This is a genomic window from Defluviimonas sp. SAOS-178_SWC (genome assembly GCF_039830135.1).
GTDB lineage: Bacteria > Pseudomonadota > Alphaproteobacteria > Rhodobacterales > Rhodobacteraceae > Albidovulum.
Window position 1 is genome coordinate 210,719 of sequence record NZ_CP156081.1, and the last position, 26,067, is coordinate 236,785.

The window sequence follows — 26,067 nt, forward strand, 5'->3', positions numbered from 1 at the left end:
TGCGGACTATCCGCCGTAATGGGCGCGAAAGGCCGCGATGGCATGGGCAAGGCCCGCATCGTCGATGTCGCGGTGCAGGACCATGCGAATTTCACCCGACCCGCCGCCGATCAGAAGACCACGTTCCGAAAGCCTCTTGCGGAGGTGCGCGTTGGCGCCATCGGCGGGGGTGAAGAAGACCATGTTGGTTTCGCAACGGACCCTGCCCGCGCCGAGCGCGGCGAGCGCGTCGGCAAATGTCCTGGCGCGGGCATGGTCGGCGGCAAGGCCCGCGACGTGGTGGCGGAGCGCGTGGCGGCCTGCCGCCGCCAGTACGCCGGCCTGACGCATCCCGCCGCCGAGGATCTTGCGGTGCCGTCTGGCCCGATCGATCAGGCCGGCAGGCCCCGCGAGGACCGAGCCCACAGGCGCCCCGAGCCCCTTCGACAGGCAGACCGAGACGGTGTCGGCGAGACCGGCGAGATCGGTCGCGGGGCAGCCGAGTGCGGTGATCGCGTTGAAGAAGCGCGCGCCGTCGAGATGGACGGCGAGGCCCGCCTCACGCGCGGCCGCGGCGGAAGCGCGCATGTCGTCGAGCGGGATGGCCCGGCCACCGACGGTGTTCTCCAGGCTCAGGAGACGGCTGACCGGATAATGTGGATCGTCGGGGCGGAGCGCGCGCCGGATCGCGTCGGGCGCAAGCCCGCCGGTCGCGGTCAGCGGCAGCGGATGGAGCGCGACGCCCGCCAGCACCGAGGCGCCGGCCGCCTCGTCATGAAAGACGTGGTAGTCCGCGCCGACGATCACTTCGTCGCCGCGCCCGCAATGACACATGATGGCGACGAGATTGCCCTGGGTGCCCGACGGGACGAACAGCCCGGCCTCCTTGCCGAGCATCGCGGCCAGTTCGGCCTGAAGCAGGTTGACCTCGGGGTCGTCGCCATAGACGTCGTCGCCGACCTCGGCTGCCGCCATTGCCCGTCGCATCGCAGCGTCGGGCCGGGTGACGGTGTCGCTGCGCAGGTCGCACAGGATATTCGGGCGGGCGGCGGGGTCGGTCAGGCCGGAATAGACACTCATTTTGCCTCCTCAGGCGTCGCGGGCGATGACGTAGCGGGCTGCCGCGCGCAGAGTTTCGGCGCGCGCGCCATAGGGTGCGAGCGCGGCCTCGGCCCCGGCCACCAATTCGGCCGCGCGGGCGCGGGCTCCGTCGAGGCCGAGCAGCGACACGAAGGTGGCCTTGCCGGCCGCCGCGTCCTTTCCCAACCTCTTGCCGGCCTTCCCGGGGTCGCCCTCCACGTCGAGGATGTCGTCTGCGATCTGGAAGGCCAGGCCGAGAGCGCGGGCGTAGGCGGCGAGCGGTGCGGGATCGGCGCCCGCCAGAACCGGACCGGCGGTTGCGGCGAAGGCGATCAGGGCGCCGGTCTTGCCGGCCTGAAGCGCGGTGATCTCGTCGAGCGTCAGGGGCAGCGGCGCGGTTTCCGCCGCGATGTCGAGCGCCTGGCCAAGAACCATGCCCTCGGCGCCGGAGGCGAGGCTGAGGGTGCGGACAAGGGCGATGCGCCGCTCGGCGAGGCCAAGGACGGGGTCGGTCAGGAGTTCGAAGGCGAGGGTCTGGAGCGCGTCGCCGGCGAGGATCGCCGTCGCCTCGTCCCACTTCACGTGGCAGGTGGGCTGGCCGCGCCGCAAGTCGTCATCGTCCATCGCCGGCAGGTCGTCATGGACGAGCGAATAGGCGTGCAGCGCCTCCACCGCGGCGGCGGCGGGCATCGCCTGTCCGGCACCGATCCCGTGCAGGGCCGCGCTTTCGAGGACGAGGAAGGCCCGAAGCCGCTTGCCGCCGTTCAGCGCGTAGCGCATGGCGTGGACGACAGGCACTTCCGCCCGCGCGGCAAGCGCCGCGACGAGCGCCGCCTGGACGCCATCCTGCGCCGCTTTCAGCCGTTCGGGGAACACTAGAGACCTTCGACCGGAACCGTGCCGGTTGGGGCGCCATCCGGGCCGAGGGTGATCTTGGCGACCTTCTCCTCGGCTTCCTTCAGCTTCTTTTCGCAATGCGCCTTCAACTCGGCGCCGCGTTCGTAGAGGGAGATGGACTTTTCCAGCGCGACATTCCCGGATTCGAGATCGCGCACGACCTCTTCCAGCGCCTTCATGGCGTCCTCGAATGTCATCTTGGCAATCTCGCTCATGCGCCCCGCTCCATCAGCACCCGGATATGCGTGGCGACCGAGGCCGCCAGCGCGTCGAGATCATAGCCGCCTTCCAGGGCAGAGACCACCCGGCCGCCGCAGCTGTCGTCGGCAAGATCGCAGATCGCATGCGTGATCCAGGCGTAGTCGGATTCGGTCCAGTTCAGATTGGCCAGGGGGTCGTTGCGATGCGCGTCGAAGCCGGCCGAGACGAGGACCAGCTCGGGCCGGAACGCGGCGACGCGGGCGAGCGCCCCTTCCCACGCCTCGCGCATCTCGGCGCCGCCTGATCCGGGGGCAAGCGGAAGGTTGATCACCTGACCATGCGCGCCGGTTTCGTCCGCCGATCCGGTGCCGGGCCAGAGCGGCATCTGCTGGGAGGAGACGAACATCGCGCGCGCTTCGTCCCAGAGAAGAACCTGCGTGCCGTTGCCGTGATGGACGTCGAAATCGAGCACCGCGACACGGGCGAGCCCGTGGTGGTCGAGCGCGTATTTGGCGGCAATGGCGACGGTGCCGAACAGGCAGAATCCCATCGACCGGGCACGCTCGGCATGGTGCCCCGGCGGCCGCATGGCGACGAAGGCGTTCCTGGCGTCTTCGGCCAGAACCGCATCGACGGCGGCCTCGACCCCTCCGATCGCGCGCAAGGCGGCCTCCCACGAGCCGGGCGACATGTAGGTGTCGGGATCGAGCTGTTCCCAACCGGCTTCGGGCCGCGCGCGGCTGATTTCGGCGAGGTATTTTGGGCTGTGGCCGCGCAGCACCTCGGCCTCGTTGGCCAGAGGTGCGCTGCGGCGGTCGAGGGCCGCGAAATCATCCTTGCGAAGGGCGGCATAGATCGCCTCAAGCCGCTCCACCCGTTCGGGGTGGCCGGAGGGCGTGACATGCTGCAATGCGGAGGGGTGGGTGAGGAAAAGCGTGGTCATGGCCGGACCTTAGCGCAGCGCACGGCACACGCAAGGCCGGCAGATTCTTTCAATCCATTGATGCATATCAATTCTGGAATGTGTCTTCCAACGTAACGTTCCCTCCGGGCAATACATGCGAACGGAGGAAGGACAGCAATGCGCAAGTCAGGAATGATCATCAGTGCAGGGGTTTCGGCCCTGGCGGTCGCGGCCGTGGTCGGCTTTTCGAACGGGTCGGGTCCGACCGGTTTCGGCGTGACGGCCGCGATGGCGCAGCAATCGGGTGCACAACAGGGCAATCAAGGCGGCCAAGGCGATGGCAGCAAGGGCTCACAATCCGGCCAGGGCAACCAGGGCGGTGAGGGAACCGGCCAGGGCGGGCCGGGCCCGGATTCCGATTCCAAGGGTCCGCAGGCGGGAAGCCCGTCGTCCTCCGGTTCCGGCGGCGGCAAGCCGGTCTGGGCACAGGAGGGGATCCCGGAGGTCGAGCTTGGCCGCCTGAGCGTGGCGCGGTCGCCCGATCAGGTGTTGCAGCGCGCCTACGATGAGGCGCTGGCGAGCATTTCGCCCGAGATGGTCGATTTCTATTCGCTGTCGCTTAGCGAGATGATCCTCGAACTGTCGACCAATTTCGACAATGTCAGCTTCATCGACTCGCCGCTTCAGAACCTCGCGCTGTTCCAGGACGCGCTGGACGGCACCTCCACGCTGACATCGCTCGGTGTGACGAACACGACCGACACGCTTCTTGCCACCTTCCTCGGCGTGGCGTCGGACAAGACGGTTCCGATTTCGCCCGACACCGTGCTCGCGGTCTCGACCATTCTCGGGACGCCGATCACCGGTACTGCGGCCGATGACCTTGCCGCAGACGCGGAGGCGATCCGGATCGCGGTGCTGGCCGGTCACGGCTGACAGGGTCTGGCGGGGGCGGGGACCCGCCCAACCCCGGCGCACGAACCGGTGCGCCGGGGCATTTTCGCAAATGCGAAGATCGCGGGGGCGAACCATGGAGACAGGCAGAATGAAATTCGACACGACAACCACAGGCGCCGCATTTGCACGCGGCGTTTCCGTTCTGGCCCTCGGCGCCGTGGCGCTGGTGTTCTGGCCCGGCGCTCAGCCCGGCAGCTTCGGCGACGGCCCTGCCGCATGGGCCCAAACCCATACCGGCGGCTCTGGCGGTAGCGGCGGGCACGAAGAAGACCATGACGACCATAACGCCGATGACGGTCACTCGGGCGGCAAGGGCGGCAAGGGTGGCAGCGGCGGGCATGACGGCGAAGACGGAGAACACGAAGACGATGGCGGTCATTCGGGCGGCAAGGGCGGTCAGGGAGGCCACAAGGGCGGCAATCCCAATCCCGGATCCGGGCAGGGCGCGGGCCAGGGACAAGGGCAGGGTCGGGCCGGTTCCGCAGGCGGCAAGCCGGTCTGGGCGCAAGAAGGCATTCCCGAGGTCGAGCTTGGCCGCCTGAATGTCGCACGCTCGCCCGATCAGGTGTTGCAGCGCGCCTACGACGAGGCACTGGCCAGCCTGTCGCCCGAGATGGCGGATTTCTACTCGATGAATCTCAACGAGATGATCCTCGAACTGTCGACCAATTTCGACAATCTCAGCTATATCGATTCGCCGCTTCAGAACCTCGCGCTGTTCCAGGACGCGCTTGACGGGGCATCGGTCCTGACGAGTACCGGGGAAATCACCAACAGCACCGATACGCTGATGGCGGCGTTCCTTGGCGTCGCCTCGGACAAGAACCTGCCGATCAGCGCGGACACGGTGACGGCCGTTTCGACGATCCTCGGGGCCCCGGTCACCGGTTCCGCGGCCGCAGCGCTCGCCGCGGATGCCGAAGCGGTCCGGATTGCGGTGCTTGCCGGCCACGGTTGAGCGTTTTTCGCCGCCGGCCTGGCCCCAAGGGCAACCGGGCGGCGGTTTTCTGTGTCAAAATTGGCCGAATTCGAGCAAGACCGGCGGTCTGCCGGCAGTGAAGGAGAGGCAATGCGAACAGGATACGCGGTCGCGGCGGTATGTGCAGCCGGAATGTTCGCCACATCCGTCCATGCGGGCGACACGGCGGGAAACATTGTCGGCACGCTGTTCGGCAGGACATCGGCAAGCGTCACCTACGGGCCCTATCTGCGGTTCGAGGCCGGGCCGAGCGCGACCGACCTGTCGGATGCCAACTGGCTGCCGCCCGGGGGCTCCGACCCCAGGGTCTTTTTCGATTTTGCCGATCAGGATAGCGCGTTTGTCGGCGCTGCGGTCGGTTTCGACTGGATGAACGGGTTCCGCGCCGATGTCGGCCTCGTGTCGGCCGGTGAGGTCGATGCGACCGGACCGTGGAGCTACGCGGTGCCGGCCGATCCCGGCCCGCATGCCAGCATCACCGACGCGCGGGTGCGGACGACCGCGCTCATGGGCAACGTCTTCTATTCGCCGCTCGAGCAGCGCGGGGTGAATTCCAGGGTCCAGCCCTATGTCGTCGCCGGGCTCGGTTTCGCCAGGAACGAGATGAGCGACTGGACGCGCAGCAATCCGGCCTCCTCGAACCCGGTGCGGAGTTTCGCCGGCGACAGCTCCATCGACCTGGCCTGGTCGCTCGGCGCCGGCGTGTCGGTGCAGGTGACGCGGCCGGGGCAGCACCCCGTGCTGCTGGACCTGTCGCTGCGATACTATGACTTCGGCACGGCCGAGGGCGGCACCACGCCGATCGGTGGAGCGGGCAGCAGCGTCCCGCGCGAGGGATTGCAGGTCGATCGCAGCGATACCGTGGTGACGATCGGCGTGCGGGTTCCCCTGAAGCGGTACTGAGGCCTATTCCGGCGCGAGCATGTAGCCCGCGCCGCGCACCGTCTGAAGGTAGCGCGGTTGCTTCGGGTCCGTCTCGAACTTGCGGCGAAGGCGCGTGATCTGCACGTCCACGGCGCGCTCCTGCGCCTCGCCCCGCCCCGATCCCCGGCCGAGATCCTCGACCAGCTGGGTGCGGCTGATCGGTTCGCCGGGCTTCGCCGCGAAGATCCGCATCAGCGCCGCCTCGGTCGCGGTCAGGCGAACGAGATCGGTGCCGCGCCACATCTCGCCCCGGTCGACATCGTAGCGCACGGCGCCCATGTTCAGGACCTTCGGCAGCTTCGGCTCCGCCTTCGCCGGGGTCCGGCGCAGGATGGCGTTGATCCTGAGGAGAAGTTCCTTCGGTTCGAACGGCTTGGCAAGGTAGTCGTCCGCCCCCGCCTCCAGTCCCGCGATGCGATCGGCGGTTTCGCCCTTCGCGGTCAGAAGAAGGATCGGCGTTGTCATCCGCGCCCTGAGGTCGCGGGTCAGGCTGATCCCGTCCTCGCCCGGCATCATGACATCCATCACGATGAGGTCGAATTCCAGCCCGTCGAGCAGGCGCCGCGCATGCGCCCCGTCGCGGGCGGCGGTCACCCAGAACCCGTTGCGTATCAGGAATTTCTGGAGGAGCGAGCGGATCCGTTCGTCATCGTCGACGATCAGGAGGTGAACCTCGGGCTGGGCTGTCATGCGGTACCGTCCTTGATCGACTGGTAATGGCGGCGGATTTCCGGATCCATCATCGCCTCGAGCACCTGGCGGAACCCGGCGACCGCGGCCGGCCCGGCCGCGCGATAGGCGGCGCGCATCCGGGCGCGCTGGGCATCGCTGAGTTCCCGTTCCAGCGTGGCGCCCTTGTCGGTGAGGAAGAGGTTCCGCTCGCGCTTGTCCTTGCGGCCGACGCGCGCCTCCACCAGACCATCCTCCACGAGGGTCCTCAGCACCCGGTTCAACGATTGCTTGGTCACGCCGAGCATGGTCAGAAGCGTGTTCACCGTCAGCCCCGGCTGGCGGTTGATGAAGTGGATGGCGCGGTGATGGGCGCGGCCATATTCGTAGTTCTCGAGAATCCGGTCTGGATCGGACGTGAAGGCGCGGTAGGCGAAGAACATCGCCTCGATTCCCTTGCGCAACTGTTCGTCGGTCAGGAACAACAGGCTTTCGCCGCCCTGCGTTCCCGGGCTGCCTGCGGCCATACTCATGGTCCCTCGCTACCTTTACGCCTCGGTCCGGATTTTATGTCAGCCATGTTGACTTTCCAAGACTCAACTGTTAGCGATTGCCGGATTTCGCGCAATATTGTGTCCGATGTGGACTTTATTTGCGCAACATTTGCAAATCGGGTGCGCCCGGGGAGGATATGATGGCTGGTGCCTACGACGATCGCGACGGCAAGATCTGGATGGATGGCAAGCTGGTGGAGTGGCGCGATGCCAAGGTCCACATCCTGACCCATGCGCTGCACTACGCGTCGTCGGTCTTCGAAGGCGAGCGGTGCTACAACGGCAAGATCTTCAAGGGCCACGAACATTCCAAGCGGCTTCTGCGCTCGGGCGAGCTTCTGGACATGCCGATCCCCTATACCGCCGAGGAGATCGACGCCGCCAAGGACGCGATGTTGAAGGCCAACGGCTGGACCGACGCCTATGTCCGCGCGGTCGCCTGGCGCGGGTCCGGTGAGGACATGGGGGTTTCGGCCAAGCGCAACCCGGTCCGCCTTGCGGTCGCGGGCTGGGAATGGGGCAACTACTACGGCGACGCGAAGATGAAGGGCGCCAAGCTCGACATCGCGAAATGGAAGCGCCCGTCGCCCGAAACCATCCCGTCGGAGGCGAAGGCGGCCGGCCTTTACATGATCTGCACGATGTCGAAACACGCGGCCGAGGCGAAGGGCTGTTCGGACGCGATGATGTTCGACTTTCGCGGCTATGTCGCCGAGGCGACCGGTGCCAACATCTTCTTCGTGAAGAACGGCGAGGTGCATACGCCGCTCGCCGACTGCTTCCTCAACGGCCTGACCCGGCAGACGGTCATCGGGATGCTGAAGGACATGCAGATCAAGGTGCATGAGCGGCACATCCTGCCCGAAGAGCTGGAAAGCTTCGAACAGTGCTGGCTGACGGGCACCGCGGCCGAGGTCACGCCGGTTGGCCAGATCGGGGACTACATGTTCGAGGTCGGCGATCTGGCGAAGCGGGTCGTGACCGAATACGAAAAACTCGTGCGCAGCTGACCTGCGCACGAGTCCCCGAGATCGGGACGAGGCAACTCGTTACAAAAAAACAGCGCCCGCACTTACGGGCAAGGCGCGCGATAGGTCGCGCCGTTCGAATAGCGGTAAATGCACTGCTTCGGTTGGTTGGCAGCAGAAACGAGGCTGCCGACGGCCGCACCCGCAGCGCCGCCCAGAACCGCGCCTTCGAATTTGTCGCCGTCATCGGATGCAATCGCGCCGACGGCGGCACCGGTGAGGGCGCCGGTGGTGACGTTCTGGTCGGTCGTCGTTTCGCAGGCCGCAAGGCTGGCGGCGAGCGGCAGCATGAGCAGAATCTTGTTCATCGCGGTCTCCCGGTTTAGCGGAATGTCGCGATGACAACGCGGATGGGATGGGTTCGGTTCCGCCTCAATCCTCGGTGTCGAGAAGCGCGCGAAGGCCCGTCCGATAGTCCGGGTAGCCGAGCGTCACCCCGAGTGCATTCTTGATCCGGTCGTTCCGCACCCGCTTCGACTCGGCGTAGAAGCTGCGCGCGAGCGGCGTCATCTCGGCATCCTCGAAGGCGATCTCGGGCGGCAGCGGTAGACCGAGCAGGCGCGCGGCCTCGGCCAGAACGTCTTCGGGCGGCGAGGGGTCATCGTCGGCGACGTTGTAGATGGCGCCGGGATCGGGCCGGGCGATGGAGGCGGCCAGCACCGTGGCGATGTCCTCGACATGGATGCGACTGAAATACTGGTTCTCGCGCACGATCCGGCGGGCGGTGCCGTTCCGGACCTTCTCGAACGGGCCGCGCCCGGGCCCGTAGATGCCGGCAAGGCGGAAGATGTGCAAAGGCAGGCCGGCGCGGGCAGCCAGCGCCTGCCACTGGCTTTCGGCAAGAACACGCATCCGTCCGCGTTCAGTCGTTGGCGCCAGCGGCGTGTTCTCATCGACCCAGTCGCCGCCATGATCGCCGTAGACGCCGGTCGTGGAGAGGTAGCCGACCCAGCGAAGATGGGGCGCGGCCTTGGCAATGGCGTCCGCTTCCGTCGCAAGGATCGGGTCCCCGTCCGCTTTCGGCGCAATGGAAATGAGAAGATGCGTGGCATCGGCGAGTGCAGGGCGAAGATCGTCGCCGGGCCAGATCAGCGCCTCCAGGCCCTCGTTGCGCAGCCGCTCGGCCTTGTCGTCCCGCCGGGTGGTGCCGATGATGCGCCAAGTCGGGCCGAGTTTGCGGCCGAGCGCGGCGGCGGAATAGCCGTGGCCGAGGGAAAGAAGCGTCGACGTCATGGCGCGACTATTCCGGCTTGCATCGGCGGGCGCAAGGGCCGCCACGCATTCCGAGGGTTGACGGGGACCACGCCGCGTGGCCGGATGCCGGGATGAGCGGAAAGAGCCACGATCTTGACGGCGCCTATGCGTTGCGGACACCCGAGGATTCGGTCCGCTATTACGGCGACTGGGCGACATCGTACGACAGCGATTTCGCGGCGGACATGGATTACCGCAGTCCCGACATTGTCGCCGGGGCCTTCGTGTCCCTCGGCGGGGCAGGGCCAGTTCTGGATGTCGGCGCGGGGACCGGGCTTGTCGCCGAGGCATTGGCGCGGCGGGGTATCGCGCCGGTTGACGGAATCGATATCTCGGAAAAGATGCTGGACATCGCGGCGGCGAAGGGAGTCTACCGCACGGTGATCCAGGCCGATCTGACCCGGCCGCTACCCATCGAAAACAGTATCTATTCCGGCATCATCAGCGCGGGAACCTTCACGCACGGGCATGTCGGGCCGGCGGTGTTCCACGAACTGTTGCGCGTCGCGGCACCGGGCGCGGTCTTTGCCGTCACGGTCCACAGCGCGGTCTACGAGGCGGGCGGATTCGCGGCCCGGTTCGCGGAACTCGGCGACCGGATCGAGGCGTTCCGGACCGACCCGTTCAAGATCTACGGTCCCGCCGCCGGGTCGGATCATGCCGACGATGTCGGCTGGATCGTCAGTTTCCGAAAAGCGTGAGGCGGGTGCGCCGGGGTGTCCCGCAAGCCCGTCCTGCCGACAGCGCCGATCAGACCTTGCGAGCCTTGCCGGGGCGTTCCCGCGGGATCGGCAGATACTCGACCCCGCCCGATTGCCGAACCGGCTGCGGATAGAGGGTCATCAGCGTCATCACCTCATCCGGCATGTCGGTGGAGACCGGCAGGCCGAGCGCCTTCGCCTCGGCGGCGGGGATCGGGTAATCGTGCGTCCAGGTGCCGGAGGCGAGTTTTTCGGCCAGGGCCTGCGCCTCCTCGCGCGGCAGACGAACGGCGAGCAGTTCCGCCGCGGCCGCTGTTACCTGGGCCAGTGCCTTGCGGCCGACATCAGCAAGGATCAGGGTTTCGTCATCAAGATCTGCCACCGGTTTCGCCTCCACCGCCTTCACGATCGAGGCGGCGGGGAACTGGCCGATCTGCGGGTCGATCGGGCCGAGGACGGAATGATCGCACATGACGATCTCATCTGCCGCGAGCGCGACGAGGGTGCCGCCCGACATCGCGTGATGCGGAACGAACACCGTGACCTTTCCCTTGTGGGCCTCGACCGCCCGGGCGATCTGCAACGCCGCCAGCACGAGCCCGCCGGGCGTGTGCAGGACGATATCGAGCGGCATCTCGTCATCCGTCATGCGGATCGCGCGCAGCACGTCCTCGCTGTCCTGAATGTCGATGTAGCGCATGAGGGGGAAGCCGAGGAGCTTCATCGTCTCCTGCCGGTGTACCATCAGGATCACCCGGCTGCCGCGCTGCTTTTCGAGATGGGAAATCATCGAAAGCCGCCGCATGTCTGTCAGTTTCCGGGCGAGGATCGGTTGCAGCATCGACAGGATGACGAAGAGCCAGAGCGCGTCGGAGATGGAAAAGGACATGTCTCAACCCTCCTTGGCGGTGCTGCGGTCGGTATGGCCGAGGTCGCGGTCGGGTGCGATGCGGTCACGTACGAGTTGCTTGAGGTGGCGGATGTCAGGAAAGCCGCCGTCGCGCTTGCGCTCCCAAAGCAGTTCGTCGCCCAGCCGGATCTCGAAGATACCACCGGTGCCCGGGCGCAGCGTCACGCCGCCAAGCTCGGTCGAGAAGGTCGACAACAGTTCCTGCGCCATCCATGCGGAACGCAGGAGCCAGTTGCACTGGGTGCAATAGGCGATGGAGACGGTACGTTCCGGCATGGCGATCTGATCCCGCGGTTGCATCCGCACTAGATCACGGCGCGCGAAGGCTGCCAAGTTGCGCCGCCGATGCCGGATGGGCAACAAACACGCCCTCACTGCCGCTTTGATCAGCATATCGGCGCGATGATGCGCGAATCCGCCCCGGCCCGCCGAGCAAATCCTTGGCGCATCGGGTTGATATCTGGCATTGTGCGCGGGGTTGGGGCTGTCTGGCCCAAGCGATTCACCCCGTGACCCCTGCGATCAGGAAAGCGAATTTCGATGCAGAAGACCCTATTTCCCGCCCTCGTCTTGACCTTGACCCTCGCACTGCAGCCCGTCGCCGCACTTGCCTATATCGGTCCGGGGGTCGGTGCCGGCGCCATCGCCGCCGTGCTTGGTGTGCTCGGCTCGATCTTCCTCGCCATCGTCGCCGTGCTCTACTATCCGATCAAGCGGCTGATGAAGGGCAAGAAGTCGAAATCGGCAAAAGCGTCCGGCGGCAGCAAGCCGGCGGAATAAGCAGAGCATGATCTGGATCTTCGTACTTGTCGCGGCCGTGCTGGCCAGCGAGGCTTTCCTGCGCCTTCCCCTGTTGCCGGTGATCCGGCGGGTAACGGAGACGGCGCAGAAGTCGCGGCGGGTGCTGGCGAGCAAGCGAATCTCCGACCACTGGAAGGAAAAGATCCTGCCGTCCTATTCCTGGGTGATCGGCAAGGGATCGGTGCAGTTCTTCGCGATGCTGATGCTGGCGCTGGCGCCGGTCGCGGCCCTTGGCCTGATCTTTCCGGGCGGCATGGCCGCTTGGGGGGAAGCGTTGATGCGGCCGCTCGTGATCCTCGTCCTTTGTATCGCCTCCATCGCTTATATCTGGCTTCGGTTGAAGGTGACGCGTGTCTGACTATTCCGCGTTGGACCGCGTGCTGCACCGGCTGGCGCTGGCGTCGCCCGCGCGGGCGGAAATGATGCATGACATCGAGCGAGGGGCGTTTCTCAAATCCTCCCCCGAGGATACCGGCCGGCATGTCTTCGTGACCGGCCTCGCCCGGGCCGGGACGACGATCCTGATGCGGGAGATTCACCGGACCGGGGAATTCGGATCGCTGACCTATGCCGACATGCCCTTCGTCCTCGCGCCGAACCTCTGGGCAAAGCTCAGCCGCAAGGGTCATGAACCGGGGGTGAAGGCCGAACGCGCCCACGGCGACGGGATCGAGGTCGATACCCAAAGCCCCGAGGCGCTCGACGAGGTCTACTGGCGGGTCTTTGACGGCAAGGCCTATATCGGCGCCGATGGGTTGATGCCGCATGACCCGGACGACGACCTGATCGACGGCTACCGCGACCTGATCCGGCTGGTGCTCAGGAAGACCGGAAAGACGCGGTACGTTTCGAAGAACAACAACAACATCCTGCGGCTCCGGGCACTGGCAGACGCCATGCCGGAGGCGGAGTTCCTCGTGCCGTTGCGCCGGCCGCTCGATCACGCGGCGAGTCTTCTTGGCCAGCACGCGCGCTTTCGCGACGCCGACGCCTTCACGCAGGACTACATGACCTGGCTCGGCCATCACGAATTCGGCGCGACCCACCGGCCGTTTCTGTTTGGCGCGCGGCCTTCGGGCGATCCGATGGCGATGGACTACTGGCTGAGGCTCTGGCTGTCGGTCTATGCCGCGCTCGATCCCATCGAGGCGGAGTGCCCGAACGTGACTTTCGTCCCCTATGAGGCGCTGAGCGCGGATCCCGCGGTCTGGGCGGCCGTCGCCACGCGGATCGGGGTGCCGGCTGGCGCTGCGGGCGAATTGCGGCCGGTTCCCGACAAGGCGCCGGGAGCGCACGATGCCGGCCTCGGCCGCGAGGCTGAAGCGCTGCACGCCAGGCTTTCCGCGCGGGGCTTTGGCACCCTGGGGCTCGGCGGCGAAGGATCGTGAAGACCTGCTTTCCCGGCGGCCTCACGCGGACGCGGAAAATCTCGGCCATTCTTGCAAATCCGCGCGGATTTCCGGCAAAAACGCGACGGGGCCGGCCCCTTGCGGGGGGGCGGCCGATCTGTCAGGTTTTGGCATGAACACAGGAACACGAACCAATCTTTCCCGACAGTGCTTAGCGGTCCACGTCACCGGACCGGGACCATCCGAATGTCGCCCGGACGCCGGCGCGGAGCAGAGGCGATGAACGCACAGGACCAGATGCCCATTCTGTTGCCGCAGATGTCGGCCCCGGAAGCGTTCACGGATGCCGAGGCGGCTGTGTCGCGGCTGGAGGCGCTCTATTCCCAGGCCACGCATTTCCTTTTCGACACGTTCACCGAGACGATCGCCGGCAAACGCCCGAAAGCGCGGGTCCGGGCCTTCTATCCCGAAGTGCGGATCACGACGACGAGCCATGCCAAGGCCGACAGCCGGCTGAGCTTCGGCCATGTCGCCGTTCCCGGCACCTATGCCGCGACGATCACGCGGCCGGACCTCTTCCGTAACTACCTTGTCCAGCAGCTTGACCTTCTGATCCGCAACCACGGCGTTCCGGTCATCGTCGGGCCGAGCGCCACGCCGATCCCCGTGCATTTCGCGGTGGCCTCGAACCCCTCGGTTTCGGTCCCCCAGGAGGGTGTGCTCGACTTCCCGCTGCGAGACGTCTTCGACGTGCCGGACCTTGCCACAACGAACGACGACATCGTCAACGGAACCGCGAAACCGAATGCCGACGGGTCGGGCCATCTTGCCCCCTTCACCGCGCAGCGCGTGGACTATTCGCTTGCCCGGCTCGCGCATTACACCGCGACGGATCCGGCGCATTTCCAGAACCACGTCCTTTTCACCAACTACCAGTTCTATGTCGACGAGTTCGAGACCTTCGCGCGCCAGGTCCTTGCCGATCCATCCTCGGGCTACACGTCCTTCGTGTCGCCCGGAAATCACGAGATGCGAACTGCTGACGGCGATATCCCGCTTCTCGCCAAGCTGCCGCAGATGCCGTCCTATCACCTGAAACGCCGCGGCGGGCAGGGGATCACGCTGGTGAATATCGGCGTCGGCCCGTCCAACGCGAAGACGGCGACGGATCACATCGCGGTGCTGCGTCCGCATGCCTGGCTGATGGTCGGCCATTGCGCCGGCCTCAGGAACAGTCAGTCGCTTGGCGATTTCGTCCTCGCCCATGCCTATCTGCGCGAGGACAAGGTGCTTGACGACGACCTGCCGGTCTGGGTGCCGATCCCGGCGCTGGCCGAGATCCAGATCGCGCTGCAGGAGGCCGTGGCGGAGATTGCCCAGCTCGACGGGTTCGACCTGAAGCGGATCATGCGGACAGGAACAGTGGCGACGGTCGACAACCGCAACTGGGAACTGCGCGACCAGACCGGCCCCGTGCAGCGCCTGAGCCAGAGCCGGGCCATCGCGCTCGACATGGAAAGCGCCACGATCGCGGCGAACGGTTTCCGGTTCCGGGTGCCCTACGGCACGCTTCTCTGTGTCTCGGACAAGCCCTTGCATGGCGAGTTGAAGCTGCCCGGCATGGCCACGGATTTCTACAGGACGCAAGTCAGCCGCCACCTCCTGATCGGGGTGAAGGCGATGGAGCGGCTGCGCGAGATGCCCCTCGAACGCATCCACAGCCGCAAGTTGCGCAGCTTCGAAGAGACGGCCTTCCTCTGAAACCCTGCGGAACGGGCGAAAAAACGCCACAAACGGGCGGAAATCGCTTGCTTTGGGCCACAAAAGATTGTGTAGCAACACTAGATGACGCTAAATGGCGCAGATAACCCCCAACCTAACGGGGACCAGTGAGGAGACAGACATGTCCAAACCGATGACCAAAACCCAGCTCGTCGCCGCCCTGGCCGAGGAGATGGGGTCCGACAAGAAGACTGCCTCGTCGGCTCTCGACGCAATTGCCGCCGTGGTGACCCGTGAAGTGGCCGGCGGCGGTGCCGTCACGCTGCCGGGCATCGGCAAGGTCCAGTGCCGCGCCCGTCCCGAGCGCCAGGTGCGCAACCCCGCCACCGGAGAGACGATGACGAAGCCCGCCGACAAGGTCGTGAAGGTCGGGATCGCGAAGGCGCTGAAGGACAGCGTCAACGGCTGATCCGGTCCTCGGGACGCGTTCAGGGCCGCCCTGGCCGGGGCGGCCTTTTGCTTTTGCGGGACCGCGCGGGGCACTCCCCAGATCGCGCCCCTCTTGTATCCCGCCCGGTCGCCCCTCAAAAGGGCTACGGGACAACGGCACGGAGAACAGGGTTGGACATTCGCGCGATCTTCATGGGGCTGGCCTTCGCGCTGATGTGGTCATCGGCCTTCACCTCGGCGCGGATGATCGTCGCGGATGCGCCGCCCCTGACGGCATTGTCGCTGCGGTTCGTGATCTCGGGTCTCATCGGCGTCGCGATCGCCCGGGCGCTCGGCCAAAGCTGGCGCCTGTCGCCGCCGCAATGGCGATCGGTCCTGATCTTCGGCCTTTGCCAGAATGCGCTCTATCTCGGCCTGAACTTCGTCGCGATGCAATGGATCGAGGCGTCGCTCGCCGCGATCATCGCCTCGACCATGCCGCTTCTTGTGGCGTTGCTCGGCTGGCTTTTCCTCGGCCAGAAGGTGCGACCGCTCGGCATCGCCGGGCTGGTCGCGGGCGTCGTCGGCGTGGCGATCATCATGGGCTCGCGGTTTTCCGGCGGGGTCAGCATTCCGGGTCTTCTGTTCTGCGGCCTCGGCGCGCTCGCCCTCGCGGTCGCGACCCTCTCGGTGCGGGGGGCGTCGACCGGGGGCAATGTCCTGATGATCGTCGGGTTGCAGATGTTCGTCGGTGCGGCGCTTCTTGCCGTCGCCGCAGCCGTCGTGGAGCGTGGCCTGCCGATCCACTGGACGCCGCGCCTCGGCCTCGCCTTCGCCTATACGACGCTGGTGCCGGGCCTGGTCGCCACCTGGATCTGGTTCCGGCTGGTCGCGCGGATCGGCGCCGTCCGGGCGGCGACCTACCACTTCCTCAATCCGTTCTTCGGCGTTCTCGTCGCCGCCGTCCTGCTGAATGAACAGATGGGCCTTGCCGACGGGTTGGGCGTGGCCATCGTTACGGTCGGGATTCTCGCCGTGCAACTCTCGAAACAGGGTCCCGCGAGGACCGGCTGAAGCCTGAACGGAACCCGGTTCTGCCCGCACCGCCTTGCCGATCACCACGCCGGCGGCGGCGCCCCCAGTTCGCGCGCGAGGTCGGCGAGATAGCGGCGCATCACCGCCGCCCGCTCCTCCGCCAGACGCCGTCCCGTCGGGGTCAGGAATGTCTCGGGCAGTTTCAGGAGTTTCACCGCGAAATGGTCCAGCGCGGAGACCGCGTCATCGGGCTCGCGCGCCAGGGCAAAGGGATCGTCAGCATCGAAAAGGGGCCGGCCGAGCGCGCCCGAGACGGCGAAGCATCGTGCGACGCCGATGGCACCCAAAGCTTCCAGCCTGTCGGCATCGCGAAGGATGCGCGCCTCGGGCGATTGCGGCTCTATCCCGCCGGAAAAGCTGTGCGCCTCGATCGCATGGCGGGCTTGCGCGACCTCGGTCGGGGCAAGGCCGAGCGCCTGCATCACCGGCCCGGCGGCCGAGGCGGACATCGTCGCGGCCCTCGCGCGCTTGGGGTGGTCCTTGGGCAACGTCACCAGGTCATGCAGGTAGGCGGCGCAAAGAAGAACGCGCGACGGGGCCATCCCCTCGCCATGCGCGATCGTCCGGGCATGCATCCAGACCCGGTCGGCATGGGCAAGATCATGTGCGGCATCGCCGGTTTCCGCCGCCAGGGCCTGCCGAAGGGCAGCGCGCAGCGGCGCGAGGCTCATCCGATCCGCCCACCTGCATCGCCGACCTGGCCGCGATGGAGGAGGAGATGGTCGAGGATCACGCAGGCCATCATCGCCTCGCCCACCGGCACGGCCCGGATCCCGACGCAAGGATCGTGGCGGCCCTTGGTGACGATCTCGGTCTCCGCGCCGGCGATGGTGATGGTCTTGCGCGGCGTCAGGATCGACGAGGTCGGCTTGACCGCGAAACGGACGACAAGCTCCTGCCCGGTCGAAATGCCGCCGAGGATGCCCCCGGCATGGTTGGAACTGAAGCGGGGCTTGCCGTCATTGCCCATGAAGATCTCGTCGGCATTCTCGACGCCGGTGAGTTCCGCCGCGCCCATCCCGGCGCCGATTTCCACGCCCTTGACCGCGTTGATCGACATCATCGCGGCGGCGAGATCGGTGTCGAGCTTGCCGTAGATCGGCGCGCCAAGACCTGCCGGTACGCCCGAGGCCACGACCTCGATCACGGCGCCGACGCTGTTGCCGGTCTTGCGCAATTCATCGAGATGCTCGGCCCAGATCGCGGCGGCGGCGGCGTCCGGAGACCAGAAGGGATTGCGCTCCACCTCGGCCAGATCGAACCGGTCACGATCCGCCTTGAGCCGCCCCATCTGCACCATGTAGCCCGTGATCCGCACCTCTGGCGCCAGCATCTTCAACGCCTCGCGCGCGACCGATCCCGCCGCCACCCGCGCGGCGGTCTCACGGGCCGACGACCGCCCGCCGCCACGGGGATCCCGTATCCCGTATTTCTGCCAGTAGGTGATGTCGGCATGGCCGGGGCGGAACTTCTGCGCGATCTCGCCGTAATCCTTCGACCGCTGGTCGGTGTTCTCGATCATCAGCTGGATCGGGGTTCCCGTCGTGCGCCCCTCATAGACGCCCGACAGGATGCGCACCGCGTCCGGTTCCCGCCGCTGCGTCGTGTATTTCGACTGGCCGGGCTTCCGCCGGTCGAGCCAGTGCTGGATCATCGCCTCGTCAAGTGCGATTCCCGGCGGACAGCCATCCACGGTGGCACCCAGGGCCGGGCCATGGCTCTCACCCCAGGTGGCGACACGGTAGAGATGGCCGAAGGTATTGAGGCTCATGGACGGGCTCCTTTGCCAAAGCGGCATAGCGAAGCCAGCGCCCGCGCTCAAGCATTCCCTCCCCTCTCTCCGTCATCTCGCCGCAAATATCCCGGGGCGCTGCCCCTGGAGGGGGCGAGGGGCAGCGCCCCTCCGCTTACCTATCCGCTTGCGCCGCCCGCGCCTTTCGCTATGGTGCGGCCCACCTCGGGGTGCTCTGGGATCAGGGCTGAGATGCGAAAGCGAACCCGTTGAACCTGAACCGGTTAAGACCGGCGGAGGGAAGGTCAGGCAACCATGCCACCCCCATCTCCGCCCGCCTGACCATTGGAGGATGAGAGATGAAACATACCGGTATCTCGACCCTGATGATCGCGGGTTTCCTGACGGCCACGACGGCCATGGCGCAGGAAAAGCCCGTCCTCACGGTCTACACCTATGACAGCTTCGTTTCGGACTGGGGTCCGGGACCGGCGATCGAGACGGCTTTCGAGGCCGAATGCGGCTGCGACCTCAAGTTCGTCGCGACCGGCGACGGCGCGGCCCTCTTGTCGCGCGTGCTTCTGGAAGGCGAGGGGACGGAGGCCGATGTCGTTCTCGGGCTCGACACGAGCCTGACCGCCGCGGCCGCAGCGTCCGGGCTTTTCGCCCCGGGCAGGCAAGCGGGCGCGGCCTATGACCTGCCGGTCGACTGGACCGATCCGACCTTCGTTCCCTATGACTGGGGATGGTTCGCTTTCGTCTACGACAAGACGAAAACAGACACTGTTCCGGCGGATTTCGAGGCGTTGGCGAAGTCCGATCTGAAAATCGTGATCGAGGATCCGCGCTCATCGACGCCCGGCCTCGGACTCCTGTTCTGGGTCAAGGCCGTCTATGGCGACCGGGCTGCTGCAATCTGGGAAGGACTTGCCGACAACATCGTGACCGTGACGCCGGGATGGTCCGAGGCCTACGGCCTCTTCCTAGAGGGCGAGGCGGACATGGTCCTGTCCTACACGACCTCGCCCGCCTATCATCTCATCGCGGAAAGCGACGACAGCAAGGCCGCCGCCGCCTTCAGTGAGGGCCACTACCTTCAGGTCGAGGTCGCCGGGAAGCTGAAAGGCACCGATCAGGATGCCCTCGCAGACCAGTTCCTGGCCTTCATGACGACCGATGCCTTCCAGAGCGTGATCCCGGAAACCAACTGGATGTATCCCGCCGTCACGCCAGTATCCGGTCTGCCCGTAGGTTTCGAAACCCTGATCCGGCCGGAAAAGAGCCTGCTCTTCCCGCCCGAAGAAGCAGCGGCAATCCGCGATTCGGCCTTGGGCGAATGGCAGACCGCGCTCAGCCGCTGAGCGCGGGGCTCTGGCTCGGCGCGGGGACGGCCGTGGCGCTGATCCTCGCGTTGACGCTCGGCACGCTCGGCGCGGTTCTGGGCCGCGCCGGGAGTTTCGCCGGCCTTGCTCCGGCCGACTGGGCGGCCTTGCGATTCACGGTGACCCAGGCGGCGGTTTCGGCGGCGCTCAGCCTCGCGCTCGCCATTCCGGTTGCCCGGGCGCTGGCCCGGCGGCGCTTTCCGGGGCGTGGCGCCCTGATCACCCTTCTCGGCGCGCCCTTCATCCTGCCCGTCATCGTCGCGGTGATGGGCATCCTCGGGATCTTCGGCCGCTCGGGCATTCTCAATGACGGGCTCGCCGCCCTCGGGTTTGACCGCGTCTCGATCTACGGCTTCGGCGGCGTCGTTCTCGCGCATGTCTTCTTCAACCTGCCGCTCGCGGTGCGGCTCCTCCTGCAAGGCTGGCTTGCGATCCCGGCCGAGCGCTTCCGCCTCGCCGCCGCGCTCGGCTTCGGCCCCGGCGATATCGCCCGCCATCTCGAACGGCCGATGCTGAAGGCGCTCGGCCCCGGCATCTTCGTCACCATCTTCCTCATCTGCCTCACCAGCTTCGCGGTCGCCCTGACGCTCGGCGGCGGGCCGAAGGCGACGACGGTGGAGCTGGCGATCTATCAGGCCTTCCGCTTCGATTTCGACCTCGGTCGCGCCGCCCTTCTCGCGAGCCTCCAGCTTGCGCTCTGCGCTATCACCGCTCTTGTCGCCGCGCGCTTCGCGGTGCCCTCTGCCTTTGGCGCCGGGCTTGACCGTCCGGTGGCGCGCTGGGACGCGGGAAGCGCCGGGCTGAGGCTGCTCGACACGCTTCTTCTCGGGCTGGCCGCGCTTTTCCTTCTCGCCCCGCTCGCGGCGGTCATGGTGGCGGGCTTGCCGCGTGTCCTCGCCCTGCCGGAACAGGTCTGGCATGCCGCGATCCGCTCGCTCATCGTGGCCTGCGGAACGACGATCGTCGCGATGGCGCTCGCCCTGCCGCTCGCCCTCGCCATCGCGCGGCGGGGACGGACGCGGATGCTTGAGACAGTGGGCATGTTGCCGCTCGCCACCTCGTCGCTCGTCACCGGCACGGGCCTCTTCCTCCTCCTGCGTCCGGTGGCGAGCCCCGGCGACCTCGCCTTGCCCGTCACGGTTGCTGTGAACGCGGCGATGGCCCTGCCCTTCGTACTGCGGGCGCTGATCCCTGCCGCCCGCGATCTGGAGGCGGATTACGGTCGCCTCGCGGCCAGCCTCGGGATGCAGGGCGTCGCGCGGCTGCGCCTGCTCACCGTGCCGCGCCTCCGCCGTCCGCTCGGCTTCGCGGCCGGGCTGACGGCGGCGCTGTCGATGGGCGATCTCGGCGTGATCGCCTTGTTCGCCGACGCCGATCACGCCACATTGCCCTTGCAACTCTACCGGCTGATGGGGGCCTACCGGATGGCGGACGCGGCGGGGGCGGCTGTTCTTCTTCTGGCGCTCAGCCTCGCGCTCTTCTGGATCTTCGACCGTGGAGGGCGCGCCGATGCTGGTGCTTGAGAACGTCGTCATCACCCAGGACGACTTTCGCCTGACCGCGGATTTCGCCGTGACGAAGGGCGCGCGGGTCGCAGTCGTCGGACCCTCGGGCGCCGGCAAGTCGACGCTCTTGTCGGTGATATCCGGCTTCTTCCCCGCCGCTTCGGGGCGCATCCTTTGGGACGGACGCGACATGTCGCACCTGCCGCCGGGGCAGCGGCCGCTGTCGATCCTGTTTCAGGACCAGAACCTCTTTCCGCACCTCACCGTCGCCCAGAATGTTGGGCTTGGCCTTCGCCCGAACCTGCGGCTTTCAGCAGCCGAGTCCGCCCGGGTGAGCGCGGCGCTGGCCCGCACCGGTCTCCGGGGGATGGAGGATCGCAGGCCGGGGACGTTGTCGGGCGGCCAGCAAAGCCGCGTCGCGCTGGCCCGCGTGCTGCTTCGCAGCCAGCCGCTGATGCTCCTTGATGAGCCCTTCTCTGCCCTCGGCCCGGCACTCAAGGACGAGATGCTCGACCTCGTCGCCGATATCGCGTCCGAGACCGGCGCGACGGTGCTGATGGTCAGCCACGATCCCGGCGATGCGCGCCGCTTCTCCACCGAAACCATCGTCGTCGCCGAAGGCCGGGCCGCGCCGCCCGCGCCGACGGTGGCGCTTCTGGACGATCCGCCCCCGGCGCTCGCCGCCTATCTCGGCAAATGAAAAGAGGCGCTCGGTTCCGGGCGCCTCTTCTTCTGTTCGCAAATACTCCGGGGGTCCGGGGGCAGCGCCCCCGGCCTTCCCGACCGTCAGGCGCTCTGCTTGCCCTTGTGCGGCGCCCAGAGCCGCTTGTTGGTCAGATAGAGAAGCACCGTGAGAAGGCCGAGGAACAGCACCGCCACGAAGCCCGCCTTCTTGCGCGCCATCATCTGCGGTTCCGCCGCCCACATCAGGAAGGCGCTCACGTCCATGGACATCTGATCGACCGTGGCCGGCGTGCCGTCCTGATAGGTCACGAGATCGTCGGAAAGCGGCGGCGGCATCGCGATCCAGCCGGTGGAGAAGGCGTGGTTCTCGTAGAAGGTCGAACCGGCCTCATCCTTGGTTTCTTCCGTGTAGTCCGTGAGGATGGCGTGGATGTATTCCGGCCCGCCAATGCCCTTGAAGAACTGGTTGATCCCGGTGCCGTAGGGTCCGTGGAACCCGGCCCGCGCCTTGGCCATCAGAGAAAGGTCGGGCGCGCCCGCATCGTTGTTGGCCGGGAAGTTGTCGGTTTCCTTCGCTTCCCGTTCTTCACCGGTCTCCTTGTCGATCGCGGTGAACTGCTTGGCAAAGGCGCGCACCTGGTCTTCGGGCAGGCGCGGGCCGCCCTCGTCGGCGAGCGAGCGGATCGGCACGAACTTCATGCCGTGACAGGCGGAGCAGACCTCGGTATAGACCTGCAGCCCGCGCTGAAGCTGGTGCTCGTCGAACTTGCCGAACGGGCCTTCGAAGGAGAAGGCCACATCCTCGATATGCGCTGTTTCCGCCGCGAAAGCGCCGCTGCCGGCAAGGGCGAGGACGGAAGCGGCCGTGATTGCGATTTTTCTCAGCATCTCAATCGATCCTTTCCGTCACTCGGCCGCATGGGCTTTGGCGCCGTAATGCGCGTTGAAGTCGTCCTCGATCGTCGCCGGCGGGGTCGTCGGCTTCTCGATCACGCCCAGAAGCGGCAGGATCACGAGGAAATAGGCGAACCAGTAGGCCGCGGCGATGAGCGAGATCCAGGTGTAGATCCCTTCGGCCGGCTGCGCGCCCACCCACATCAGCACCACGAAGTCGATGACGAGGAGGTAGAACCACCAGCGGAACATCGGCCGGTACTGGCCCGAACGGACGTTCGAGGTGTCGAGCCACGGCACGATCGCCATGACCGCGATCGAGCCGAACATCGCGATGACGCCGAAGAACTTGGCGTCGACGATGCCGAAGGTGATGAACTGCACCAGCTGCACGATCCACACGTCGCCTGTGAAGGCGCGCAGGATGGCGTAGAAGGGCAGGAAGTACCATTCCGGCACGATATGCGCGGGCGTCGCCAGCGGGTTGGCCTGCGTGTAGTTGTCCGGGTGGCCGAGGTAGTTGGGCATGAAGCCGACGACCGCGAAGAACACCACGAGGATCAGCGCCAGCGCGAAGAGATCCTTGATCACGAAGTAGGGCCAGAAAGGCAGGGTGTCCTTCTCGGCCTCGGCCTTCGAGCCGCGCCGCACCTCGACGCCCGTCGGGTTGTTGTTGCCGGTGGTGTGGAACGCCCAGATGTGGACGGCGACCAGCGCGGCGATGACGAAGGGCAGGAGGTAGTGGAGCGAGAAGAAGCGGTTCAGCGTCGGGTTGTCGACCGCCGGCCCGCCCAGAAGCCAGGTCTGGATCGGCTCGCCGATGCCGGGGATGGCGCCGAAGAGGCCGGTGATCACCGTGGCGCCCCAGAACGACATCTGACCCCAGGGAAGCACGTAGCCCATGAAGGCGGTGCCCATCATGCAGAGGTAGATGATCATGCCGACGATCCAGGTGATCTCGCGCGGGGCCTTGTACGACCCGTAGAAGAGGCCGCGGAAGATGTGGATGTAGACGGCGAGGAAGAAGAGCGAGGCGCCGTTGGCGTGAATGTAGCGCAGCATGTGGCCGCCATTCACGTCGCGCATGATGTGCTCGACCGAGGCGAAGGCCAGATCGACATGCGGGGTATAGTGCATCGCCAGGACGATGCCGGTGACGATCTGAAGAACCAGGCAGAAGGCCAGGACGATGCCCCAGATCCACCACCAGTTCAGGTTCTTCGGCGTCGGGATCATCAGCGTGTCGTAAGCGAGGCCGACGATCGGCAGGCGGCGATGCAGCCACTGCTCGAAGGCCGACTTGGGCTCATAATGGTCGTGCGGAATACCAGCCATGTGTCAGCCCCCTCAGCCGAGTTTGATCGTGGTGTCGTCGGTGAAGGCCGCGACAGGAATGTCGAGGTTCCGCGGCGCCGGGCCTTTGCGGATGCGGCCGGCCGTGTCGTAATGCGACCCGTGGCAGGGGCAGAACCACCCGCCGAAATCGCCCGACGCGTTGCCGAGCGGCACGCAGCCGAGATGGGTGCAGACCCCCATCATCACCAGCCATTCGCCGGCCTCGTCGAGGGTGCGGTTCTGATCCTCGGCGTCGGCCTCCGGCCCGAGGTTTGCGTTATCCGCCTTCGGATCGACCAGGTCGGACAGCGGCACGGCGCGGGCGGCGTCGATCTCGTCCTGGGTGCGACGGCGGATGAAGACCGGCTTGCCGCGCCATTTCACGGTCAGCTGGGTGCCCACTTCGACGCCCGAAACGTCGACGAAGATCGAGGACAGGGCCTGCACGTCCGCCGAAGGGTTCATCTGATCGGCGAGGGTCCAGACGGCGGCGCCGGTGGCGACGGTTCCCGCCCCGGCCGTGGCGTAGTAGAGGAAATCCCTCCTGGTGCCTGCGTGGTCTTCTGCGTGGGACACGAAACTTTCTCCCTTCTCTGACCGGCAGTCCGGCCGTGCGACAACGGGGCGACGGTTTCCCGCAGCCTTCAGGGGCGGTTATTAGCGGCCAAAATCAGGCCCGTCCAGCGGACAATCGGGCGCATGAGGGCGGGTGTGTCGCGGGCGCGTCAGCCCGTGGGCGCTACCATGACCGGCGGGCGGTTGCCCGTACCGGGAGGCACACAGCGTTTTTCACGTCGCTACCCCGGAAGGGCGGGCTTTATCGCCGCGGATTGCCGGTCCGGACATTCGTCACCGCAAAAGCCCGAGGGCGAGCTTGAGCGCGAATCCGGTAAAGAAGACCCCGACGCCGGTATTGATCGCCGGCGCGAGTCGCAGCCAGGCCCGGGCGGCGGGTGGGGTCGAGAAAGCGAGCGCGTAGCCAGCGTGGATCGTGAAGGCGATGGTGGCCGCCCCGACCCCGAGAAGGGCGATGTCGCCGGCATGGGCGTGCGCAACCGGAAAGAGCGACAGAATCACCACCCAGGTCGTCAGCGCCTTCGGGTTCAGCGCATTGACCGAGAGCGAGCGCAGGAACGAGGCGCGCATCCCGAGACCGGCGCGCCCGGAGATTCGCTGGGCGCCGTGGCGCCATCCGGCCCAGGCGGCGCCGAGATAGCGGCTCGCGAACCACAGGAGGAGGCCGATGGCGATCACCGTGAGAAGGGCGCGCGTCGCCGGTACCGCCTGAAAGAGCGCGGCCATGCCGAGGGTCATGCCAAGGCACCAGAGCCCGACGCCGAGCGCCACGCCCGCCGCCGAGGCGAGCCCCGGCCCGCGCCCCGATCCCATCGCCGTGGTGATGGTGTTGAGAACATTCGGCCCCGGCGAGGCGATGTTCATCGCCAGCACCGCCCAGACCGTCAGGAAGGGCGCGAAGGCCAGGCTCACCCCTGCGGCTCGGTCGCCTTCATGCTGTCACGCCGGGCGAAGGCTTCATGCCATGCGGCAAGCTTCGGGTGGCCGGCGCGCCAGTTGCGGGCATCATGGCGGAAGTCGAGATAGGAGAGCGCGCAGGCCACCGCGACCTGGCCCATGTCGAGCGGACCGCCCAGGTGGTCCATCCAGCGCCCCTCGAGCGAATCGAGCGCCCGGGCGATCTTGGCCCATTGGCCCTCGACCCAGCCGTCGAAGCGCTTCTCCTCCGGTCGGATACGGATTTCATAGACCATCAGGAGCGCCGCATCGAGGATGCCATCGGCGGTCGCCTCCAGCGTCAGGGTGCGCCAGAGGCGGGGCTTGGCGGGATAGAGCTTGCCGCCGGCACGATCGTCGAGGAAACGGCAGATCACCCGGCTGTCATAGACCGGCGTGCCATCGTCCAGTTCCAGCGCCGGGATCTTGCCAAGGGGGTTGGTGTCCAGCGGAGTGGAGCCGGGATCGACCGGGCTGCCGGAGGCGGGGACGACCTCCACATCGCCGGCCTGGCCGGTTTCGATCAGCATCACCATGACCTTGCGCCCGAAGGGCGTTGTGGGCGAGTGGAAAAGGCGCATGTCGGACCT

The 26,067-nt window shown here is 66.8% G+C and carries 31 protein-coding genes and 1 riboswitch; of the genes, 14 read left to right on the forward strand and 17 right to left on the reverse strand.

Going from position 1 to position 26,067, the window contains the following annotated elements; genetic code table 11:
• Window positions 1-6: 6 nt before the first annotated feature.
• The 4 genes from ltaE to V5734_RS01885 are packed head-to-tail and all read right to left on the reverse strand — an operon-like array spanning window position 7 to window position 3,100.
• On the reverse strand, window positions 7-1,059 hold the full coding sequence (gene ltaE / locus V5734_RS01870; RefSeq protein WP_347311836.1) for a low-specificity L-threonine aldolase: 1,053 nt from the start codon (window positions 1,057-1,059) through the stop codon (window positions 7-9).
• Window positions 1,060-1,068: 9 nt separating this feature from the next.
• Complete coding sequence (locus tag V5734_RS01875) at window positions 1,069-1,935, reverse strand: polyprenyl synthetase family protein (RefSeq protein ID WP_347311837.1); 867 nt, start codon at window positions 1,933-1,935, stop codon at window positions 1,069-1,071.
• Window positions 1,935-2,171 (reverse strand): exodeoxyribonuclease VII small subunit, encoded by a 237-nt coding sequence (locus V5734_RS01880; protein WP_347311838.1) that lies wholly within the window; start codon window positions 2,169-2,171, stop codon window positions 1,935-1,937. Before V5734_RS01880 ends, V5734_RS01875 begins: the two co-directional genes overlap by 1 nt.
• Window positions 2,168-3,100 (reverse strand): histone deacetylase family protein, encoded by a 933-nt coding sequence (locus V5734_RS01885; RefSeq protein WP_347311839.1) that lies wholly within the window; start codon window positions 3,098-3,100, stop codon window positions 2,168-2,170. Before V5734_RS01885 ends, V5734_RS01880 begins: the two co-directional genes overlap by 4 nt.
• Window positions 3,101-3,238: 138 nt before the next feature.
• Between V5734_RS01885 and V5734_RS01890 the strand changes: the two genes are divergently transcribed.
• From V5734_RS01890 to V5734_RS01900, 3 genes are all read left to right on the forward strand, one after another.
• Window positions 3,239-3,997 carry a hypothetical protein gene (locus tag V5734_RS01890; protein ID WP_347311840.1) on the forward strand — a complete coding sequence of 253 codons (759 nt, stop codon included), beginning with the start codon at window positions 3,239-3,241 and terminating at the stop codon, window positions 3,995-3,997.
• 109 nt (window positions 3,998-4,106) lie between these two features.
• A complete protein-coding gene (locus V5734_RS01895; protein ID WP_347311841.1) occupies window positions 4,107-4,976 on the forward strand; it encodes a hypothetical protein in 870 nt (289 codons plus the stop codon).
• 111 nt (window positions 4,977-5,087) lie between these two features.
• Entirely contained in the window at window positions 5,088-5,900 is an 813-nt protein-coding gene (locus V5734_RS01900; RefSeq protein ID WP_347311842.1) for an outer membrane protein, read from the forward strand.
• 3 nt (window positions 5,901-5,903) lie between these two features.
• Here V5734_RS01900 and V5734_RS01905 read toward each other — a convergent pair whose 3' ends face one another.
• Window positions 5,904-6,611 (reverse strand): response regulator, encoded by a 708-nt coding sequence (locus tag V5734_RS01905; protein WP_347311843.1) that lies wholly within the window; start codon window positions 6,609-6,611, stop codon window positions 5,904-5,906.
• Window positions 6,608-7,117 (reverse strand): MarR family winged helix-turn-helix transcriptional regulator, encoded by a 510-nt coding sequence (locus V5734_RS01910; RefSeq protein WP_347313703.1) that lies wholly within the window; start codon window positions 7,115-7,117, stop codon window positions 6,608-6,610. The genes V5734_RS01905 and V5734_RS01910 overlap by 4 nt, the downstream gene beginning before the upstream one ends.
• A 167-nt stretch (window positions 7,118-7,284) precedes the next feature.
• On the opposite strand from V5734_RS01910, the gene V5734_RS01915 reads away from it, so the two are divergent.
• Window positions 7,285-8,154: a branched-chain amino acid aminotransferase gene (locus tag V5734_RS01915; RefSeq protein WP_347311844.1), complete on the forward strand. Its 870-nt coding sequence runs from the start codon at window positions 7,285-7,287 to the stop codon at window positions 8,152-8,154.
• A gap of 62 nt (window positions 8,155-8,216) precedes the next feature.
• Here V5734_RS01915 and V5734_RS01920 read toward each other — a convergent pair whose 3' ends face one another.
• Both V5734_RS01920 and V5734_RS01925 read right to left on the reverse strand, forming a co-directional pair.
• Entirely contained in the window at window positions 8,217-8,480 is a 264-nt protein-coding gene (locus V5734_RS01920) for a hypothetical protein (protein ID WP_347311845.1), read from the reverse strand.
• A 64-nt stretch (window positions 8,481-8,544) separates the two neighbouring features.
• Window positions 8,545-9,405 carry an SDR family oxidoreductase gene (locus V5734_RS01925; protein WP_347311846.1) on the reverse strand — a complete coding sequence of 287 codons (861 nt, stop codon included), beginning with the start codon at window positions 9,403-9,405 and terminating at the stop codon, window positions 8,545-8,547.
• A gap of 92 nt (window positions 9,406-9,497) precedes the next feature.
• Here V5734_RS01925 and V5734_RS01930 point away from each other — a divergent pair, with 92 nt between their 5' ends.
• A complete protein-coding gene (locus V5734_RS01930) occupies window positions 9,498-10,127 on the forward strand; it encodes a class I SAM-dependent DNA methyltransferase (RefSeq protein ID WP_347311847.1) in 630 nt (209 codons plus the stop codon).
• Window positions 10,128-10,176: 49 nt separating this feature from the next.
• Here the strand turns inward: V5734_RS01930 and V5734_RS01935 are convergent, their stop codons facing one another.
• Window positions 10,177-11,016, reverse strand: a complete 840-nt coding sequence (locus V5734_RS01935; protein WP_347311848.1) for an SDH family Clp fold serine proteinase — start codon at window positions 11,014-11,016, stop codon at window positions 10,177-10,179.
• A gap of 3 nt (window positions 11,017-11,019) precedes the next feature.
• The gene (locus tag V5734_RS01940; protein ID WP_347311849.1) at window positions 11,020-11,313 is read right to left on the reverse strand and encodes a SelT/SelW/SelH family protein; all 294 of its coding nucleotides are present in this window, start codon (window positions 11,311-11,313) and stop codon (window positions 11,020-11,022) included.
• A 264-nt stretch (window positions 11,314-11,577) separates the two neighbouring features.
• On the opposite strand from V5734_RS01940, the gene V5734_RS01945 reads away from it, so the two are divergent.
• From V5734_RS01945 to V5734_RS01970, 6 genes are all read left to right on the forward strand, one after another.
• Window positions 11,578-11,817, forward strand: a complete 240-nt coding sequence (locus tag V5734_RS01945; protein WP_347311850.1) for a hypothetical protein — start codon at window positions 11,578-11,580, stop codon at window positions 11,815-11,817.
• Between the two features lie 7 nt (window positions 11,818-11,824).
• Window positions 11,825-12,196 (forward strand): hypothetical protein, encoded by a 372-nt coding sequence (locus V5734_RS01950; RefSeq protein WP_347311851.1) that lies wholly within the window; start codon window positions 11,825-11,827, stop codon window positions 12,194-12,196.
• Window positions 12,189-13,226 carry a sulfotransferase gene (locus V5734_RS01955; RefSeq protein WP_347311852.1) on the forward strand — a complete coding sequence of 346 codons (1,038 nt, stop codon included), beginning with the start codon at window positions 12,189-12,191 and terminating at the stop codon, window positions 13,224-13,226. Before V5734_RS01950 ends, V5734_RS01955 begins: the two co-directional genes overlap by 8 nt.
• 258 nt (window positions 13,227-13,484) lie before the next feature.
• Window positions 13,485-14,948 (forward strand): AMP nucleosidase, encoded by a 1,464-nt coding sequence (locus V5734_RS01960; RefSeq protein WP_347313704.1) that lies wholly within the window; start codon window positions 13,485-13,487, stop codon window positions 14,946-14,948.
• Window positions 14,949-15,090: 142 nt separating this feature from the next.
• Window positions 15,091-15,378, forward strand: a complete 288-nt coding sequence (locus V5734_RS01965) for an HU family DNA-binding protein (RefSeq protein ID WP_347311853.1) — start codon at window positions 15,091-15,093, stop codon at window positions 15,376-15,378.
• 152 nt (window positions 15,379-15,530) lie between these two features.
• The gene (locus V5734_RS01970; protein WP_347311854.1) at window positions 15,531-16,412 is read left to right on the forward strand and encodes a DMT family transporter; all 882 of its coding nucleotides are present in this window, start codon (window positions 15,531-15,533) and stop codon (window positions 16,410-16,412) included.
• Window positions 16,413-16,453: 41 nt separating this feature from the next.
• Here V5734_RS01970 and V5734_RS01975 read toward each other — a convergent pair whose 3' ends face one another.
• Together V5734_RS01975 and aroC are read right to left on the reverse strand one after the other, a co-directional pair.
• A complete protein-coding gene (locus V5734_RS01975; protein WP_347311855.1) occupies window positions 16,454-17,104 on the reverse strand; it encodes an HD domain-containing protein in 651 nt (216 codons plus the stop codon).
• Complete coding sequence (gene aroC / locus V5734_RS01980) at window positions 17,101-18,204, reverse strand: chorismate synthase (protein ID WP_347311856.1); 1,104 nt, start codon at window positions 18,202-18,204, stop codon at window positions 17,101-17,103. Before aroC ends, V5734_RS01975 begins: the two co-directional genes overlap by 4 nt.
• Before the next feature lie 177 nt (window positions 18,205-18,381).
• A riboswitch (TPP riboswitch) is annotated at window positions 18,382-18,484 on the forward strand.
• 67 nt (window positions 18,485-18,551) lie between these two features.
• Between aroC and thiB the strand changes: the two genes are divergently transcribed.
• From thiB to V5734_RS01995, 3 genes are read left to right on the forward strand one after another with little or no spacing between them, the layout of a single operon-like run.
• Window positions 18,552-19,526, forward strand: a complete 975-nt coding sequence (gene thiB / locus V5734_RS01985) for a thiamine ABC transporter substrate binding subunit (RefSeq protein WP_347313558.1) — start codon at window positions 18,552-18,554, stop codon at window positions 19,524-19,526.
• Window positions 19,502-21,070 (forward strand): thiamine/thiamine pyrophosphate ABC transporter permease ThiP, encoded by a 1,569-nt coding sequence (locus V5734_RS01990; protein ID WP_347311857.1) that lies wholly within the window; start codon window positions 19,502-19,504, stop codon window positions 21,068-21,070. The genes thiB and V5734_RS01990 overlap by 25 nt, the downstream gene beginning before the upstream one ends.
• Window positions 21,057-21,752: a thiamine ABC transporter ATP-binding protein gene (locus tag V5734_RS01995; protein ID WP_347311858.1), complete on the forward strand. Its 696-nt coding sequence runs from the start codon at window positions 21,057-21,059 to the stop codon at window positions 21,750-21,752. Before V5734_RS01990 ends, V5734_RS01995 begins: the two co-directional genes overlap by 14 nt.
• 86 nt (window positions 21,753-21,838) lie before the next feature.
• On the opposite strand, the gene V5734_RS02000 is transcribed toward V5734_RS01995, so the two are convergent.
• From V5734_RS02000 to V5734_RS02020, 5 genes are all read right to left on the reverse strand, one after another.
• On the reverse strand, window positions 21,839-22,624 hold the full coding sequence (locus tag V5734_RS02000; RefSeq protein WP_347311859.1) for a cytochrome c1: 786 nt from the start codon (window positions 22,622-22,624) through the stop codon (window positions 21,839-21,841).
• An 18-nt stretch (window positions 22,625-22,642) separates the two neighbouring features.
• On the reverse strand, window positions 22,643-23,965 hold the full coding sequence (gene petB, locus V5734_RS02005; RefSeq protein WP_347311860.1) for a cytochrome b: 1,323 nt from the start codon (window positions 23,963-23,965) through the stop codon (window positions 22,643-22,645).
• Window positions 23,966-23,977: 12 nt separating this feature from the next.
• Window positions 23,978-24,541: a ubiquinol-cytochrome c reductase iron-sulfur subunit gene (petA, locus tag V5734_RS02010; protein WP_347311861.1), complete on the reverse strand. Its 564-nt coding sequence runs from the start codon at window positions 24,539-24,541 to the stop codon at window positions 23,978-23,980.
• Window positions 24,542-24,814: 273 nt separating this feature from the next.
• On the reverse strand, window positions 24,815-25,453 hold the full coding sequence (locus V5734_RS02015; RefSeq protein ID WP_347311862.1) for a LysE family translocator: 639 nt from the start codon (window positions 25,451-25,453) through the stop codon (window positions 24,815-24,817).
• Window positions 25,450-26,058 carry a glutathione S-transferase gene (locus tag V5734_RS02020; protein ID WP_347311863.1) on the reverse strand — a complete coding sequence of 203 codons (609 nt, stop codon included), beginning with the start codon at window positions 26,056-26,058 and terminating at the stop codon, window positions 25,450-25,452. The genes V5734_RS02015 and V5734_RS02020 overlap by 4 nt, the downstream gene beginning before the upstream one ends.
• Window positions 26,059-26,067 lie beyond the last annotated feature (9 nt).

Excerpts from the sequence above, each read along its gene's own strand:
- ltaE (WP_347311836.1), bottom strand. The coding sequence starts at position 1,059 with ATGAGTGTCTATTCCGGCCTGACCGACCCCGCCGCCCGCCCGAATATC.
- V5734_RS01880 (WP_347311838.1), bottom strand. The coding sequence starts at position 2,171 with ATGAGCGAGATTGCCAAGATGACATTCGAGGACGCCATGAAGGCGCTG.
- V5734_RS01885 (WP_347311839.1), bottom strand. The coding sequence starts at position 3,100 with ATGACCACGCTTTTCCTCACCCACCCCTCCGCATTGCAGCATGTCACG.
- V5734_RS01890 (WP_347311840.1), top strand. The coding sequence starts at position 3,239 with ATGCGCAAGTCAGGAATGATCATCAGTGCAGGGGTTTCGGCCCTGGCG.
- V5734_RS01895 (WP_347311841.1), top strand. The coding sequence starts at position 4,107 with ATGAAATTCGACACGACAACCACAGGCGCCGCATTTGCACGCGGCGTT.
- V5734_RS01900 (WP_347311842.1), top strand. The coding sequence starts at position 5,088 with ATGCGAACAGGATACGCGGTCGCGGCGGTATGTGCAGCCGGAATGTTC.
- V5734_RS01905 (WP_347311843.1), bottom strand. The coding sequence starts at position 6,611 with ATGACAGCCCAGCCCGAGGTTCACCTCCTGATCGTCGACGATGACGAA.
- V5734_RS01910 (WP_347313703.1), bottom strand. The coding sequence starts at position 7,117 with ATGGCCGCAGGCAGCCCGGGAACGCAGGGCGGCGAAAGCCTGTTGTTC.
- V5734_RS01915 (WP_347311844.1), top strand. The coding sequence starts at position 7,285 with ATGGCTGGTGCCTACGACGATCGCGACGGCAAGATCTGGATGGATGGC.
- V5734_RS01920 (WP_347311845.1), bottom strand. The coding sequence starts at position 8,480 with ATGAACAAGATTCTGCTCATGCTGCCGCTCGCCGCCAGCCTTGCGGCC.
- V5734_RS01925 (WP_347311846.1), bottom strand. The coding sequence starts at position 9,405 with ATGACGTCGACGCTTCTTTCCCTCGGCCACGGCTATTCCGCCGCCGCG.
- V5734_RS01930 (WP_347311847.1), top strand. The coding sequence starts at position 9,498 with ATGAGCGGAAAGAGCCACGATCTTGACGGCGCCTATGCGTTGCGGACA.
- V5734_RS01935 (WP_347311848.1), bottom strand. The coding sequence starts at position 11,016 with ATGTCCTTTTCCATCTCCGACGCGCTCTGGCTCTTCGTCATCCTGTCG.
- V5734_RS01940 (WP_347311849.1), bottom strand. The coding sequence starts at position 11,313 with ATGCCGGAACGTACCGTCTCCATCGCCTATTGCACCCAGTGCAACTGG.
- V5734_RS01945 (WP_347311850.1), top strand. The coding sequence starts at position 11,578 with ATGCAGAAGACCCTATTTCCCGCCCTCGTCTTGACCTTGACCCTCGCA.
- V5734_RS01950 (WP_347311851.1), top strand. The coding sequence starts at position 11,825 with ATGATCTGGATCTTCGTACTTGTCGCGGCCGTGCTGGCCAGCGAGGCT.
- V5734_RS01960 (WP_347313704.1), top strand. The coding sequence starts at position 13,485 with ATGCCCATTCTGTTGCCGCAGATGTCGGCCCCGGAAGCGTTCACGGAT.
- V5734_RS01965 (WP_347311853.1), top strand. The coding sequence starts at position 15,091 with ATGTCCAAACCGATGACCAAAACCCAGCTCGTCGCCGCCCTGGCCGAG.
- V5734_RS01975 (WP_347311855.1), bottom strand. The coding sequence starts at position 17,104 with ATGAGCCTCGCGCCGCTGCGCGCTGCCCTTCGGCAGGCCCTGGCGGCG.
- aroC (WP_347311856.1), bottom strand. The coding sequence starts at position 18,204 with ATGAGCCTCAATACCTTCGGCCATCTCTACCGTGTCGCCACCTGGGGT.
- thiB (WP_347313558.1), top strand. The coding sequence starts at position 18,552 with ATGATCGCGGGTTTCCTGACGGCCACGACGGCCATGGCGCAGGAAAAG.
- V5734_RS01990 (WP_347311857.1), top strand. The coding sequence starts at position 19,502 with ATGGCAGACCGCGCTCAGCCGCTGAGCGCGGGGCTCTGGCTCGGCGCG.
- V5734_RS01995 (WP_347311858.1), top strand. The coding sequence starts at position 21,057 with ATGCTGGTGCTTGAGAACGTCGTCATCACCCAGGACGACTTTCGCCTG.
- V5734_RS02000 (WP_347311859.1), bottom strand. The coding sequence starts at position 22,624 with ATGCTGAGAAAAATCGCAATCACGGCCGCTTCCGTCCTCGCCCTTGCC.
- petB (WP_347311860.1), bottom strand. The coding sequence starts at position 23,965 with ATGGCTGGTATTCCGCACGACCATTATGAGCCCAAGTCGGCCTTCGAG.
- V5734_RS02020 (WP_347311863.1), bottom strand. The coding sequence starts at position 26,058 with ATGCGCCTTTTCCACTCGCCCACAACGCCCTTCGGGCGCAAGGTCATG.